This is a genomic window from Flavobacterium fluviatile, from assembly GCF_010645065.1.
Lineage (GTDB): Bacteria > Bacteroidota > Bacteroidia > Flavobacteriales > Flavobacteriaceae > Flavobacterium > Flavobacterium fluviatile.
The window spans coordinates 18,966-35,530 of the sequence record NZ_JAADZW010000012.1 but is presented as its reverse complement, the minus strand read 5'-3'; the positions used below and the strand labels follow the sequence as shown (position 1 = coordinate 35,530).

At 36.2% G+C, this 16,565-nt stretch carries 8 protein-coding genes; all 8 read right to left on the bottom strand.

Features of this window, described 5'->3' with window-relative positions; all coding sequences use genetic code 11:
• Positions 1-36 precede the first annotated feature (36 nt).
• The 8 genes from GXM17_RS13030 to GXM17_RS12995 all read right to left on the bottom strand — a co-directional run bounded on the left by GXM17_RS13030 (position 37) and on the right by GXM17_RS12995 (position 16,445).
• Positions 37-2,745 carry an alpha/beta hydrolase-fold protein gene (locus GXM17_RS13030; protein WP_163399762.1) on the bottom strand — a complete coding sequence of 903 codons (2,709 nt, stop codon included), beginning with the start codon at positions 2,743-2,745 and terminating at the stop codon, positions 37-39.
• A 20-nt stretch (positions 2,746-2,765) separates the two neighbouring features.
• Complete coding sequence (locus tag GXM17_RS13025; RefSeq protein WP_163399761.1) at positions 2,766-4,016, bottom strand: SGNH/GDSL hydrolase family protein; 1,251 nt, start codon at positions 4,014-4,016, stop codon at positions 2,766-2,768.
• 28 nt (positions 4,017-4,044) lie between these two features.
• A complete protein-coding gene (locus GXM17_RS13020; RefSeq protein WP_163399760.1) occupies positions 4,045-5,778 on the bottom strand; it encodes a glycoside hydrolase family 43 protein in 1,734 nt (577 codons plus the stop codon).
• A gap of 260 nt (positions 5,779-6,038) precedes the next feature.
• Entirely contained in the window at positions 6,039-7,982 is a 1,944-nt protein-coding gene (locus GXM17_RS13015; RefSeq protein WP_163399759.1) for a RagB/SusD family nutrient uptake outer membrane protein, read from the bottom strand.
• Positions 7,983-7,994: 12 nt separating this feature from the next.
• On the bottom strand, positions 7,995-11,084 hold the full coding sequence (locus GXM17_RS13010; protein WP_163399758.1) for a SusC/RagA family TonB-linked outer membrane protein: 3,090 nt from the start codon (positions 11,082-11,084) through the stop codon (positions 7,995-7,997).
• A 699-nt stretch (positions 11,085-11,783) separates the two neighbouring features.
• Positions 11,784-12,899, bottom strand: coding sequence for an endo-1,4-beta-xylanase (locus tag GXM17_RS13005; RefSeq protein WP_163399757.1), 1,116 nt, complete (start codon positions 12,897-12,899; stop codon positions 11,784-11,786).
• A 77-nt stretch (positions 12,900-12,976) separates the two neighbouring features.
• Positions 12,977-15,142 (bottom strand): alpha-glucuronidase family glycosyl hydrolase, encoded by a 2,166-nt coding sequence (locus GXM17_RS13000; RefSeq protein WP_163399756.1) that lies wholly within the window; start codon positions 15,140-15,142, stop codon positions 12,977-12,979.
• A 271-nt stretch (positions 15,143-15,413) separates the two neighbouring features.
• Complete coding sequence (locus GXM17_RS12995) at positions 15,414-16,445, bottom strand: LacI family DNA-binding transcriptional regulator (RefSeq protein WP_163399755.1); 1,032 nt, start codon at positions 16,443-16,445, stop codon at positions 15,414-15,416.
• Between the last annotated feature and the right edge of the window lie 120 nt (positions 16,446-16,565).

Here is a 16,565-nt window from a genome sequence, read left to right as displayed (position 1 = left end):
ATTTTATTAAAAATGAATTATAAAAAATTACTCCTTCTATTTGAACAACAGAGGCGCAAACATAAATAAATCGTGTCTCCATACCGGCCAGGTATGACCTCCCGGATATTCACTGTACTTATATTTAATACCTATCTGGTCAAATTTGCTCATCATTATTTTGCAGTTTTCAAAAGCTATATCTTCTTTGCCACCCATCGAAATCCAAAATTCTTTAATATTAGAATTAATAGTAGCGGTATTGTTTTTCATAAATTCATACTGAGGTCCGGACAGCGTTTGATTATTGGACCACCAGCCTGAACTGAATACACCTATATACGAAAACATATCTGAGTTTTTAACACCCGTATAAAGAGTCTGCAATCCGCCCATTGATAAGCCGGCTAAAGCTCTGTTTTTACTATCGGACGCAACTTTAAAATTACTTTCGACAAATGGTATTGCTCCCGACTTCAATTCATTTTCGAAAGCCTTCAGGGTATTTTCATTGAAACCTTCAGATCCACCCATATTGCCGTCAATCATTGCTATCACCATTGGTTTTGCTTTATTTTCAGCTATCAGATTGTCTAAAATTAAATTAGCCTTACCTTGTGTTGCCCAGCCTCTCTGATCTTCACCACCACCATGCAGCAGATATAAAACAGGATATTTTTCTGCAGCATTTTCATAACCCGGCGGAGTGTAAACATACATTTCTCGCCATGAATTAGCAGCTTTTGAAAAATATTTCTTAATCCTTACATCACCATGAGGAATATCTTTTAAGGCGTAGAACTCACCTTCTTTATTCGGGATTTCAATTCCGCTGGCCATACGTCCCATACCATAAAAACTTTCGCTTGACGGATCGGCAACAGCAACACCATCAATAAGCAGTGAATAATAATTAAAACCTTTATTAATAACATCAGTAGTTACATTCCACGTTCCCTCTTCATCTTTTATAAGGTCATATTTTTTCCCTAAATCAATTTGCACTTTTGTGGCTTCCGGTGCCATAACTTTAAAAACTACCCGATTGTCCGGTAATACCTGAGGGTATTTTGCATTGCGGATATTCGTTTCTGGCTGAGTTCCCAACAGAGTATATTTTGCAAAATTTGAAGTATCTACATTTTTAAACAAAAACTGTGAGAACATATACAAGCCGTTTTTCCATACCTTAAAATCATGAACTCCCGGTTCTATGTAATACACATGCGGAACATCATTTTTATATAAATAATCGTGGGTACGTTTGCTGTTGTTAATAAGCCAGTCGTTATCACCACAGGAAATCCAGAGCAGTTTTAATTTCTTTTTGGCTTCTTCAGGATTAGGAAGCAGTTCTTTTGGCAGTTTAGTATTTGGAGCTGCAGAAAATGCGCCAACCCAGGCAAATTTATCTAAATTACCTAATCCGAAATTCAGGGACTGCCCGCCTCCCATGGACAAACCTGCAATAGCCCGGTGTTCTCTGTCTTTCAGAACCGGAAATTTTTTTTCTATAAAAGGAATCAGGTCATTCAACAAGTCTTTTTCGAAAGTAGAAAATGCCTGTACTTTATCGGGAGCCATTATATTGCCAGTAGCGCTGTCGTCTTTCATTGCCCTTCCGTTTGGCATCACCACAATCATAGGTTCTATTGTTCCTTCTTCGTAAAGGTTATCCAGAATAACCTGCGGATTACCTCCGTTGAGCCATTCTTTTTCATCACCTCCTATTCCATGTAAAAGATATAACACAGGATATTTTTTCTTTTTATTAAATCCCGGAGGTGTGTACACAGTAGCTTTTCGGATAGAGCCCACAGTTTTAGACTCATAAGTAATAGTCTCTATTTTTCCGGACGGAATGTTTGCATTTAACTGATCAAAACCAACGGGAGCCTGTATCCGCAAAGACATTCCGCCATCTGAGATTTTATATCCTAATAAAGAAAGCATTTTCTGTGCATAACGTCTTCCTAATTCTCTGTAGCCTGCTGCATTGAAGTGCAAAAAGTCAGGCTCGGCTGTACATCCTTTAGATGAAATTACATAAGAGTTAGTTATTGTCTGAGGCAGTGCAGCAATGATTTTATTCATACTCCCACATTTGCCGTTCTGGTCTTCATGAACTGTCTCTCCGGAAAGCAGTGGCACTTTTTTTGGATCCAGATTGAGGTCTTTCATTAAATTATCATAAACAATTTTTACTTTTTCAGGCCAAAGTGTATCCCCGGTATTAGATTCTCCCTGATGGAGCAAAATCCCTTTAATAACTCCTTTTTTTTGTGCTATTTTCGCCATTTCAACAAGTCTCCCATAAGGATTTCCGTTGTATTCTTTAAGTATGTCTTTCATCCAGTCCGGGGCAGTTGCCACATATTCGGCTGACTTATCCTTATCAAAAAGTTCAATTTTGCATCCTCCAACGGCTACGTTAATAACGCCCACTTTTATTTTTTTTGGAAGACTGGCTATCAGATTTCTTCCAAAATAATCAACTGGGGTTAATCCGGTATTACATCGGCATAAAGGAGGAACTGCAGTGTACCAGTTCCCCATTTTACGTCCTGTCTCAGTGCAGTTAACCGCTGCCAGAACCTGAAATCGATCATCAATCCCTACTTTGTCCTGAGCCTCTATTTTTGCATATCCTTCCATATTAGACTGGCCAAAACTCAGATAAACGTGAAAATCAGGATCCTGAGAGTATCCTTTCTGTGCTACTGAAAAAAGGATTGCAAATGCTAAAAATTTAGTTATTAATTTCATACAGCTATTTTTTTGTTAAATCATTTAAAGTCCTGTTTAAAAAGATCCAGATCTACAGCTTCTCCCATTCTGAGGTAGCCTGATTCGTTGGGATGCAAAAAGTCGCCGTCATGCATATCGGACAAAATAGTTTTCTCTTCGGTTTGAGAAACCATTACTTTATCAAAATCAATTACGGCATCAAAATTACCTTTGCTTCGAATCCATTCGTTGATTTGGTCTCTGGCATCTTGTTTAAAAGGCGCATCGTAAAATGATTTTTTGAAAGGTAAAATCGTACAGCCATACACTTTTATGTTTTTTGCATGCGCTTTATCAATCATGAGTTGATAAGCATCGGTCATTTCTTTTACAAGAGAAGGAACATCTTCTGCTTTTTTCAGGCTTCCGATATCGTTAATTCCTTCCAGAATCATCAGCCATTTTACTCCTTGCTGAGAAAGAACATCTCTATCAAAACGGTTTAAAGCAGTTGGTCCTAAACCTCCTTTTAAAACACAATTTCCGCCAATTCCTAAATTTAAAACACCAATATTTTTAGTAGCATCATTAGCCAATAAACGTGAAGATAAAATGTCTGTCCAACGATTTTGTCTGTTGGTTCCGGAACCGCGCCCATCTGTAATTGAATTTCCTAAACAAACAATACTTGCCGATTCTTTTGTAGCCATCACATCGATACCCATAATAGAATACCAGTGATCTGTTTTAATTGCTCCGGAAAAATCTACATTATTTATTTGGTCGCCTTGCAAAATATACGAAGTGGTTCTGGACCCCGGATGGCCAGAGGTTTTCTTAGAAGTTGCTCCATAATGAATGGTAATTGCTAAAAGTTGACCGGCTTTCAGATCATAATCAAAATTATCTGAAAAAATCTGCTGATTAGGATTCATTGTGATTCCTGAATTTCCAATAAAACTAAGCAGTTTTTGACTTTTGGAATCAATAACTGAACCCTCAACTGCATTGGCAACACTTACTGATTTTATAACCGTTGATTCATCACTAAAGATATTAGAAAATCTTAGTCGCAATTTTTTTCCACCAATAGAAACCCTGACAATTTGGCGAATGGTATTATTGGTCAAACCTGGTGCCGGGGGCATATTATTGGGTTCTACCAACTGTTGCGCTGTTGCCCATGTACCAACCCATTCTTTATTTTTTAATTTGTCTGCTCCAGTTGTAAACGACTGATTCGACTTACATCCCATAACCAAAAGCAAGAGAGGTATAAACAATAAACTATTAAAATATTCTCTTTTCATATATAGCTGTTCCTACTATTTATCAGTTCTAATTTTTTGGCTGAGCATCATTTGCAGCTGTAGCATACAACCCAACCAGCGCTCCTGTAAAACCTCCGGCTACATTTGTTGAAAGTATATCTCCGGAAACGCTTCCTCCTAAGTTTTCAAAATCGGCACCGTTTAAAGAATAACTAAATTCATAACTGTCTCCCTTGGCTTTTACCTGAAGACGAACTGGCTTTTTAATTTCAATTTTAGTGCTGGCAATAATTTCTGACTGCCCTTTTTCTGTTCTTTCCAGCAAAATATAGGTATCCTTTCCTTTTTTTGTTATTCCAAAAACATAATTAAAACGCTCATTTTGTAAACATACAATTCCTGCCAGATCCTTTTCAGATGCCGGTTTATAATCTATTGTTGCCGCAAAAGAAAAAGTGTTGTGCATTTGTCTGTGAAAAAGCGTCGAAGTTGGTTTCATTTCTTTAATATTTACTGCGAAAGGATTAACATGAAGTCCTTTTTTAGTTATCGAAATGAAATTTTCACGAGGCCCCCTGAGTCCTATCCATCTGTAATCTAATTTTTCAGAAGTAAAATTATCGGTAAACGTAAAATTCCCATTTGGAAAAAATCCAGCTTTGCCAGCTTTATTTTCAGTAACTCCTTTAGGCATTTTTATTTTTGGTTCAAGAGGCACTAATCCATTTTCAAAAACAGGAAAAAAGCCTGACCAGTCCACAGGCAGCATAAAAGTTTCGCGTCCGGTATTAACCCTGTCCTTGTCATTAGGACGAACTCCTAAAAATACACCATAATATTTATTATCAGGCCCAAGAACCAAGTCTGCATGACCAGCCCAGTCAACTTTATTGGCTCTGTCCTTTGGGAAATATCTTTGGGTCAGAATCGGATTATTAGATGCCGGTATAAAAGGCCCTTTTGGATTATCACTGACAAAAACAACTTCGCTATGGTTTCCGCCAGTCCCTCCTTCAGCGCACATCAAATAATAACGCCCGTCTTTTTTATATAAGTGAGGTGCTTCGATCCATATTGGTTTTTTAGAAAGATCGACGCCTCCATCTACTATAATTTTATCAGTGCCCGGAATTACTTTATCATTTTCAAGATCATATTCCCAAATTTTAATAACGCGATGACCTTCGTATAATTGTTTTCCTTTATCAGGAGCATCGTTGTGAACCACATAGCCTTTTCCGTTATCATCAAAAAAGATGCAAGGATCGATTCCTTCAAAAGCTAATTTTATCGGACTTCCCCATCCTTTCATAGGGTCTTTTGTTTTCACTATAATATTACCCAAACCTCCCGAAAATGCTGTTACAATCATATAAAAAGTGTCATTATGAGGATTATATGTTATCCCTGGAGCATATACCCCGGCACTAATACCGGTATCATGAGGGTTAAATTCTGAAACCTTGTTTAATACTCCCCCTAAGTCAGTCCAGTTTACTAAATCTTTTGAATGGAAAATTGGGACACCCGGAAACATGGCAAATGAGGAACAAACCATATAATAGTCATCTCCTTTTCTGGTAATGGCCGGATCCGGATAACACCCCTGTAAAACCGGAGAGTAAAATTCATCTGGTTTCAATGGATTATTTTTATAGATGTCATCATCGCCCTGATAAATAACATTGGAAAAAATCGGGCCTCTTTCAGTCTTTATTTTTGGAAGAGTATCTGCTTCATTAAAAGAAAAAAGAAACAATAATGATATTGATAATAAGAAAAATATGGGCTTCTGTTTCATTTGTACTGGTTTATTTTTAACATTTATTTGAAAATGTCCTATATCTAAAAGTATTCAATTTTATGTCAACTACATTAGTGTTTATTATCTATAAGTATAACACCTGATAAACCTGCACTTCATGTGTTGAATTCAGAATTTAAAAGCCGGGGAAATTAATCCCCGGCTTCAAACTAAGCAAACTTACATAACTAACTTATAAGCCATTCTGTAAAATTAACACTTATAACTACAGTTAAATTTGCTCATAGTATTATCAATTAGTTATATCCTGGATTTTGATATTCTGCTTTTTCAGCAGCACTCATTTCCATTAAATCTATCTGACCCTGTGGAATTGGGCGTAAATAATGATATGGTTCAATAGTTCTGGTAACAACTTGTGGCGTGTGCTGACCGTAGTTCGATCCACCAATTGAGTAAGTACCTGCAAGTTCATTCCATTTTTGAGTTCTTACTAAGTCGTACCAGCGGTATCCCTCGCCGTAATATTCTCTGGAACGTTCCGCCAAAATATAATTAATAGTAATTACAGCCGGAGTTGCACTGGTTAATACAGCACTGTTGTCTGCACTCTTCGCTGTATTGCCATTGTTATCCCAACGCCATTTTCCTGCACGGGCACGTATTACATTTATCAGGCTTCTGGCTGTCATAGAACCGGTCGCTCCTTTTACTGCAGCTTCTGCGGCAACAAAATAAAGTTCAGAAAATTTAGCTATCGGGAATGGTCTGGTACTACCAGCATTCGGCTGTCCTAATCCTCCTGCATTGTCAGTACGGTATGGACCTAATTTCCATAAACCCGGATAAACTATTCTGCTTATTCCGGATGGTGAAATAACATAATCTGCTCTTCCTGGTAAAACTCCTGCACCAACACCGCTGTCACCCGCTCCGGCAGGATAAGTAATTGGTGTAGCCGGTTCATCATTTAGGAAAGTTAAAATTGCTCCATTTGGTGCTACAGCTAATCCATTAGCATTATTAAGCGTAGCTACATTTGTTAGTCCTGTTCCCAGCAAATTCCAATTTCCGCGATAAACAGAAGTAAATGTTCCGTCATATCTTGAATCATTAGTTTTATCGGCAAAAGTGTTTGTAAAAACTTCAATAGGCGGCACCATTCTTACCCATGGACGTCCTAAGAATTGATCAGCAGCTCTTTGCACAGACGATACAGAAGCTGTTCCGTTTTTACTTCTTATAGCGGTGTAATTAAAGGTACCCATCCATCCTGCAAAATTATCAGGCGAGCCTCCGCTTCCGTAAGTTAGACTGGCTCCATTGTAATATTCACTTTCTTCAGTGTGATCAGCATAAAGCATCATTTCTTTATTGCGGTCATTTGAGCCTAAGTTAACATCATAATAATAATCCAACAATCCATATGAACCCGGATTATTAATTCCTTCTAAAGCGATGTCATAAGCTTTCTGAAAATACCATTGTGCGTTGTGTCCATCAGGATCTGTTCTTGGCGTATCCGGATAAGTTGGAATATTATTTGGATTTTCTAACCACCAGGCATAAGTCAGGTAAGCTTTTGCCAAAAATAGGCGGGCTAATGTTTTAGTCGCTGTACCTGTTAATCTTGGTGCATCAGGTAAATCATTTACAGCTATTACCAAATCCGGAAAAATAGCTTTAGTGTAAACTTCTGATACCGTGTTTCGTTTAGAAGATCTCGACGGTTTAGTGTTAAATTTCAGTTCACCTGCTCCCAAATCCAAAGGAACACCACCAAAATTCTGTACCAATAAAAAGTAATCAAATGCCCTAAAAAATCTGGACTCAGCAATAAGACTGTTTGCAACACCTACAGATGCACCGTTTTCAATAATTCCACTGGCAGTATTGATATCATTGTATGAATTGTTCCAAACTACATCAGCTCTGCTTGAATTTGGATTAATTACTCCAACACCTGATAAATCATGATCTTTGAAGTTTCCGTCAGCCTGTTGTCCATAAGTATTTTCATCTGTACCGGTCTGAACAGAATTGTAATAATAGGCCTGTCCGTATATCCAGCGTAAATGAGCATAATGTGAAGTTAATCCCTGTTTTACACCTGCTTCTGTTTTAAAATAGCCCGGTTCATAAAAGTCATGTGGTTTTTCTTCTAAAATATCAGAGCAGCCTGCAAGGGAGAACAATACTACTGATCCTATAATTAATTTTTTATAAATATATCGTTTCATGGTTGTTCCTGATTAAAATGTTAAGTTAAGTCCGAATAAATAATTTCGGGTTGAAGGTGTGTTTGTTCCAATAACCAAAAACCTGCGTTGGTATGAATTGACTGCCTGGTTTTCATCTCCAAATGAATTTGTTTCAGGATCCATTCCAGACTGCTTGTGGTACGGAGAGAAAAGTACAAAAGGATTTTGTGCGGTAACATACAGTCTTAGTTTTTCAATACCTAAATCTCTCATAAACTGCTGATCCAATGTATAACCAAGTGTTATCGCTCTGATTTTTACATACGATGCATCGAAATAGCCCATTGTTGACATATATTTTGGGTTATCACCGCTTCTAATACCTCTTGGATTAGGGAATTCGGCATCTCTGTTATCCGGTGTCCAGTAATCTACGTCAACATTACTTCTTCGACCGTTAAGAAGGTTAAGATAACTTGCTCCTCCATAAAGTGTACTGATTAAGACACCACCACTTTTAAACGCTCCAACGGCAGAAAAATCAAAACCTTTATACGTTAAATTTGTATTGAAACCTCCCTGAAAATCAGGATCAGTGTCTATAATTTGTCTGTCGCTTGCATTAATTGCACGTGTTGGTGACCCATCCGGATTAAAATCGCCTGTATATTTCACTTTAATAGATCCTACTACAGTTCCTTGTTGATTGATTCCAGTTGGTCCAGGCTCATATATTGACATGTAAGGATCACCCTCTTGCCAAATACCCACTTTTTGATAATCGTAAATAGAATTGATATTATGACCTACAAACCAGGAATTCCCCTCATCTCTTGTAGCTCCAGAAGCAAGTTTGACCAACTTGTTATCGTTTGCATATAAGTTAAAACCAACTGTCCAGGTCAGTCCTTTTGGATTATCAAGAATTACTCCGTTTAATGCTATTTCAAAACCTTTATTCTCAGTCTCTCCAACGTTTCCAATATAACTGCTCACACCTCCTGTTGGCGGTAGATTAACACTTTGCAGAACATCAGTTGTGTGTGTTGTATAATATTCAACTGTACCAGATAAACGATTATTGAAGAATCCGAAATCTAATCCGTAATTCCATGTTGTAGAGAATTCCCAACCTAAATTCGGATTCGGTGCTTGTGTAACATATACTCCTGTAGAGTTTGTACTTCCAAAATTATAAGGTCTTGTACCCAATGCACCTAAAGTAGAGTACGGAGCTACAGCCTGATTAGAAGTTGTACCATAACCGGCACGCAATTTTATCAAATTAACCCATGAAAGCTTTTTCATAAAAGATTCATTTGAAACTGTCCATCCTGCAGATACAGCCGGATATGTAAACCATTTATTACCTGGTGCCAGTCTTGAAGAACCATCTGAACGAACTGTTCCGGAAATAAAATATTTATTATCATATGAATACATTAATCTGGCCATATAAGAAGTTAAACCCCATTGAGTATAATCTTGTTCTCCAGGGTTTATAACTGCTTCTTCTTCACTTTGCCCTAAGTTGTAAAACTGAAACGCATCAGAAGTAATTCCGTTTCTTGTTATACGGGAACTGTTGCTTGTACGCTGTTCATTCGAATACAACCCGACAAAGTTAATAGTGTGTCTGTCAGCAAAAGTTTTATCATAGGTCAATAAATTCTCAATAAGCCATTGGGTAGCCAATGAGTTGCTAATAGCTGCATTTGAAATTGTTGTTGGATTTACATCAAACACTCCGTATCCTTCATAATATCCACTATTAGAAGTACGAAAGTTCAATCCGGTGTTCATACGGTATTTTAAACCCTCTACACCTGGTATCTTTACCTCTGCGAAAATATTATTATAAGAACTAAAAGCTCTGGTCTGGTTAACATACGATTCTCCCAAATCTTCAATCGTATTTCTTGTATAAACCCAGTTTTCATCAGCTGCCATTCTTACTGTTCTTTTCAGGGATCCATCTGCATTATAAGGATTGGCCAAAGGAGATGTACCTAAGATAGTTCCTGTTCCAATATTATCACCATTTGTAACAGTATAATTACTATTGGTAGTAAATCCCATACGAAAAATTTTTCCAATCTGCTGATCTAAACCTCCTCTAAGACTGAAACGCTCATATTTTTGACCCGGCAAAACAGATTCTTCTTTATAATACCCTAAACCCGCATTATAAGAGCCACGCTCTGTACCCCCAGAAACGCTCACATCATGACTAACCATTTCACCAGCCCCATAAAGAGAATCCTGCCAGTCTGTATTAGTATCTCTGGATTCATCAACTCCGTCTGTATACAAAGTTGAATAATCACGAAGTGCTGCAAATTTGGCACCGTCCATCATATCGTATTTACCAAAAACCTGCTTGATTCCGGTAAAACCGTTATAAGAAAATGTAGCTTGTTGATTTTTTCGACCTTTATTCGTTGTAATCAATATAACTCCATTTGCCCCTCTTGAACCATAAATAGCAGTTGCAGAGGCATCTTTTAAAACATCAACGGATTTAATATCAACAGGATTGATGTCACCTATTTGTCCGCCAAACGGAACACCATCAAGTACAATCAGAGGATCATTATCCCCGGTAAGTGATCTGGTTCCACGGATTCGGATCTGCATAGCGGCTCCTGGTTTTGACGATGTTTGAGTTAACTCAACCCCTGCCAGCCTTCCTTGCAATGCTTGTGTAATATTGGCAGACTGTACTTCATTTAACTCTTTTCCTCCAAGGGAAGCTACAGATCCTGTCACCGCTTCTTTTCTTTGTGTTCCGTATCCAATAACAACAACTTCTTTTAAAACGGCTGAATCTTCTTCGAGGCTTACATTAATTTGCGTTTGCCCATTCACTGCTACTTCTTTGTTTTTTAAGCCAATAAAGCTAAAAACAAGTACTCCGTTTGACGGAACATCAATAGTATAGGTACCATCAAAACCGGTACTTACCCCAGTTTTAGTACCCTTTAAGTTTACATTAGCTCCAGGAATAGGACCATTGGCATCAGATACTGTTCCTTTGACTTTCGTTTGCGCACCCGCATTGAGTGAAAAAGCAAACATTAAGATCAAAAAACAAAAGCATTTCAAATGCTTCGATTTAATTGTAACAAAATAGTTAGTCATAAAAATTGGTTTAATAATTAAAATTCATTTTTGGTTTAGTCTTAAGTGTATTTGAAACAAATGTAAAAAAAAACAATTAACACACAATCGGTTGTTTAATATTTTTTTTAGATAATTAGTAATAATTAGTAAATAAAAAACAGTCTGTGTAATATTTATATCAAATAAATAGAATATTAATATTTATAGAATTAATTATCCTTTTAAAAATAATGATTTATAGAGGAATTTATTAATTAGCTGAATAAATGATAAATCTTTGTTTTCTGAAAAAAAAGATAGAATTAAAAAGTAAAATATTGTTAAATCCTCACCAACAAACAAAACAATTGGTTGCACACCAACAAAAAAGAAGTCTTTTCAAACAAGTCAAAAACCTTATAATTAAAGCAGAATACAATCGGTTGCTTTAGTTATATGCAAAAAGCTCCTTAATATCATTAATTGTACTAAGGAGCTTTTGTTTTTCCAATAAGCTTCACTATTTTGTTTTTCCAATAAGCTTCACTATAAGTCAGAGGTAAGCAATATATTATTTAGCTTACTCTACATTTTTACAAAATCTACTGAAAAAAAATTATTGCAGAATTAACCTTTTACGACTATCACAAAGAGTAATAATCGAATTATCAGGATTAAATTTAATTTTTCAAAGTTCTCAAATCATAAAATCTAATTATGATATAAACGCTGCACAAACTATTTTTTGGTTTCTTTCAGCGTCATCACACTCTGATAGGCTTTTTTGGGTTTTAAGTCTTTATCAAATAACAATGGGTAATTTGTCCTTCCTTTTATCGGCCAGTCATTTAGCCACGATTGTCCGTCATGAACCCCCCAAAATGTTACGCGACTGATTTTATCCTGATGCTTTAAAAACAATTTAAAGATCGAGGCATAACGTTCAGCTAATTTTACCTGAACAGAATCCGGAAGTTTTTCCGGGTAAGGATTCATTTTGGCACTTCCTTCAAAATTCTGGTTCACATCAGCACCTTTTAAATCCCATGGATTTGGCAAAACGGTAATATCTAATTCGGTAAAAGCAACTTTTAAGCCAAGGGCAGAATACGCCAGAATACTTTCCTCAATCATCTCTATAGAAGGACTTTCTAAACGCCAGTGTGCCTGAATTCCTACTCCGTCGATCTTCCCTCCACCTGCTTTGATTTTTTTTATCAGATTAATATTTCCTTCTCTTTTGGCTGGCTCTTCATTATTATAGTCATTATAATACAAATCTGTTTTTGGATCAGCAGCAGCTGCCAGTTTAAAAGCGTCAACAAGATACTGCTCTCCAAGCGTATTCAAGAAAACAGATTTTCTTAATGTTCCATCATCATTCAGGGCTTCATTTACTACATCCCATGAATCAATCCTTCCTTTATATTTAGAAACTATAGTTGTAATATGATCCTTCATAAAAGCTTTCATTTCTGTACTGTCCTTAATTTCGGTCATCCATGGAGCCAATTGACTGTGCCAGATTAAGGTATGACCGTGAATAAACATTTTATTCTTTTCGCCATAAGCAACAAATTTATCAGACAATGCAAAATCGTATTTATCTTTTGCAGGATGCACAAACATCGATTTCATTATATTTTCTGCCGTTATTGCATTAAACTCTTTTTTTATAAGGGAATCTTCTTTTGCATTTTTTTCTTCAATTTGATTTGCGTCTAAAGCTGTTCCAATATAAAAATCATTTTTATAACTGTCTTTCAGGGAAACAGTATTTTTTTCTTTTTGAGCATTACAGCTGCTCAGAAGTATTGCAGGTAAAAGCAGTAAATAATGATTGATTCTTTTCATTTGATAGGTTTTAAGGTTATAGTTAATTTAAGCGCCGAAAGTATTGTCTTTTTTACGGAATAAGTAAGAAAATTATATTAGTTCCCCGGTGCAAAAGGAAATTTTAATGATTTAAAATAATCTAAAGACTGACTAGCTTTCTCCACTCCGGCCGGTAGTTCTTTACCCGAATATTGCTGAAAATAAAGCAAGCATGCGTCCCGCCACCATTTTGCTTCTTTATATTGGATTTCTAATAACATCTGCACCTCTTTGAAACGCTCTTGATCCACATATTTTTCGGTTTTATTCCAAATATTTTGCATATTCTTTACCTGGTCAACGCCTTCCTGATACTTCAAAGCTAGTCCATCCCATAACGTTTGCCCATTTTTTAATTTAAAATCCCAGGAAACATGATGAAACCATAATAAATCTTTTTCAGGACAGGTTTTTGCGTTATCAAATAATTTTTCAATTTCAGGTGCATATTGTGCTGTGGCATTTGTTCCGGTTTTAGAACGGTCAAAACCAATTCCGTTTTTATCAGCTTTATGATAATACACCGGATTCCATTCCGGTCTTGACAAATTAGAAACCCATGGACCCGGACCATAATGATGCCCTGTATCCATAATATGATGCAAACCAAGAGGTGTCATATAACTGACAACTGCTTCACGCGATTCAATCATCATTTTTTTAACTGGTTGAATAAAATTTTCATCATTCGAAAAAGTGCATCTCAGCCATTCATCAGCAATAGCTTCCGAATCTAAATCAGGATTCCAGGCGAGTCTTCCAAAGCCGTACCAGTTTGCCTGTGCAAAAGGATGTCCCGTCCAGTTTAAATCATTTCCTATATTGGAAACTCCGGCAATTCCGGTCAGTTTCGTTTTTGTAAAAGAACCGTCAATCACTTTAGCAACCGTCGTTCCTTTTCCTTTTTGATAAGTGTCGGCTTCTAAAACTTCCTGAAATAATTTAGGCAGAAAAACCAAATGTGTACTGAAACCTAAATATTCCTGAGTGATTTGAAATTCCATCATTAAAGGCGTTTTCGGCATAGCGCCAAACATAGGATGAAAAGGTTCCCGGGGCTGAAAATCGATTGCTCCGTTTTTTACCTGCACAATCACATTGTCTTTGAATTTTCCGTCATAAGGAACGAATTCGGCATAAGCCTGTTTTGCCCTGTCATTGGAATCATGTTCAGAATAGACGAACGCTCTCCACATAATTATCCCGCCAAAAGGTGCAACAGCATCGGCGAGCATGTTTGCCCCATCAACATGATCTCTTCCGTAATTTTGTGGCCCTGGCTGACCTTCAGAATTTGCTTTTACCAGAAAACCTCCAAAATCCGGAATTCTTTTATAAATTTCTTTGGCCTTATCTTTCCACCAATTCACAACTTCTGCATCTTTTGGGTCTGCTGTTTTTAATCCCCCTATTTCAATTGGTGCTGAAAATCGGGCAGTTAAATACACTTTTATTCCGTAAGGTCTGAATATGTTTGCTAAAGCTTCAACCTTCTCTAAATATTGAGGCGTCAAAATTAAAGCGTTTGCATTTACATTGGTCAGGACAGTTCCATTTATTCCAATAGATGCATTTGCCCTTGCGTAATCAATATAACGCTGGTCAATAAAATCAGGCAGTTTCTGCCAATTCCATAATGAAAAACCGGCGTAACCACGTTCTACGGTACGATCTAAATTATCCCAGTGATTTAAAATTCTGATGTTGGTTTTTGGGCTATCAGCAATGTTTAGATTTTGTATTGGCTTATTCGTTTGAATTAATCTTAAAAAATTATAAACGCCGTATAAAACTCCAATATCTTTTTTGCCGGTAATAAGAATATGTTTTTTGTTTTTTACAGAAACAGATTTGATAATAAAACCTTCGTCATGTATCAGGTCAAAATCAGAACCAATTGCTTTTTGAAGTTCAGGATTTAAAACCGATTTTGAACCTATAATTATTTTATTTTCTCCATCTGGTTTTGTTTCAGTCATAATTTTATTTCCCAGCATCTCACTCAAAGCAACCTGTAATTCATTTACAGCAATTTTTGAAGTTTCTGTATTTTCTAATGCTGTTACTCCTTTTATATTGGATAAGTATCCTGAAATTATTTTTGAATCCGTTTTCTTTTCATATTGCAGCCATAACTTGTAGTCTTTCTGTGCTAATGTTGGCCAGCTAACCAAAAAAAACAATATGCTCAATTTGAAAAAAGTCTTTTTAATATAATTCATTATTACCGTTGTTTTATTTTAAGTCTGTTACAAACAATATTTATTTAAAATGATGATTTAGCAATATAAATTCTAAAAAAACATCGTATCAGAAAAATTTTACTGTCCGCAATCGGTTGTGCTAAAATACAAAAATAAAGCAATAAAAAAATAAAATTTCAATTTTGAAACGGATTTAAAAAACATTAACAAAATAAATCCTGTTAATCAAACCGAAGCGTTTAAAAAAGTTAATGCAAAACATCCTGAAATGTAATTTGAAGATTATAGTTTAAATTTTCCTCGAAGATTCTCTTACCAGTACCTGAGTATTTAAAAAAGTGATTTCTTTAGCATCTTCTTCTTTAACAGATTTCAGATTTTTGATAATTAATTCCGCAGCAGCTTTACCCATTTTCTCTGCCGGATGGGTTATTGTAGAAATATTAGGCTCAATTATTTCAGAGATTGGATCATTATTAAAGCCTATTACTGCAAACTGATCCGGAACTTTAATGCCTCTTTTTTTAGCAGTCTGCACAGCGCTTACCGCCAGAAGATCGCCTGGAGCAAAAAGCCCGTCAGGCGGATTTTTCAGATCAAATAATTGATTACAAGCCTTTACCCCTTCTTCATAAGTTATTTTTTTCAGACTTATAATCAGATTGTTTTCTATTGGAATACCATGTTCTGCTAAAGCATCTGTGTATCCTCTTTTCCTTTCATTATACAAAGAACCAAACTCCGAGACTGGTGTTAAATGCGCGATTCTTTTGCATCCTTGTTCTATAAGATGCTTAGTAGCTTTATAACCCGCTAAATAATTATTGATTACGACACGAAAAGTATCATAATCTTTAGGAACCCTGTCAACAAACACCAAAGGAATATTGTTATTGGAGAACTGTTTGAAATGTGAAGTATCTTTAGTCTCCATTGCCAGAGAACAGATAACACCGCTTACCCGGTTACTATACAACGATTTTGCCATATCTACCTCCATCTGGTATGAATCATGTGACTGCATAATAATAACGGAATAATCCGATTTTTGAGCTGCAATCTCAATGCCGCTGATTAAAGACGACAAAAAAGGCTGCGTAACTGTAGGAATCAAAATTCCAATGGTTTTTGTTACATTACCCCGAAGGCCAGCTGCTAAGGTGTTCGGCACAAAACCCATTTCTTTGGCAGTCTGCTTTACTTTTTTTATAGTCTTATCACTGATGCTGTGATGGTCTTTTAGAGCCCGTGAAATTGTTGATGCTGCAAGATTCAGTTTTTGAGCAATATCATAAATTGTTACGTGTCTGTGTTCTTCCATGAAATTAAGTACTAAGGCTGTAAATGTACTTATTTTAATGATATTACAATCTATGCTGCATCTATTTAAGATATTATAATAATTATTGTTAAAATATAAGCTAACACAGTAGCAAATTGT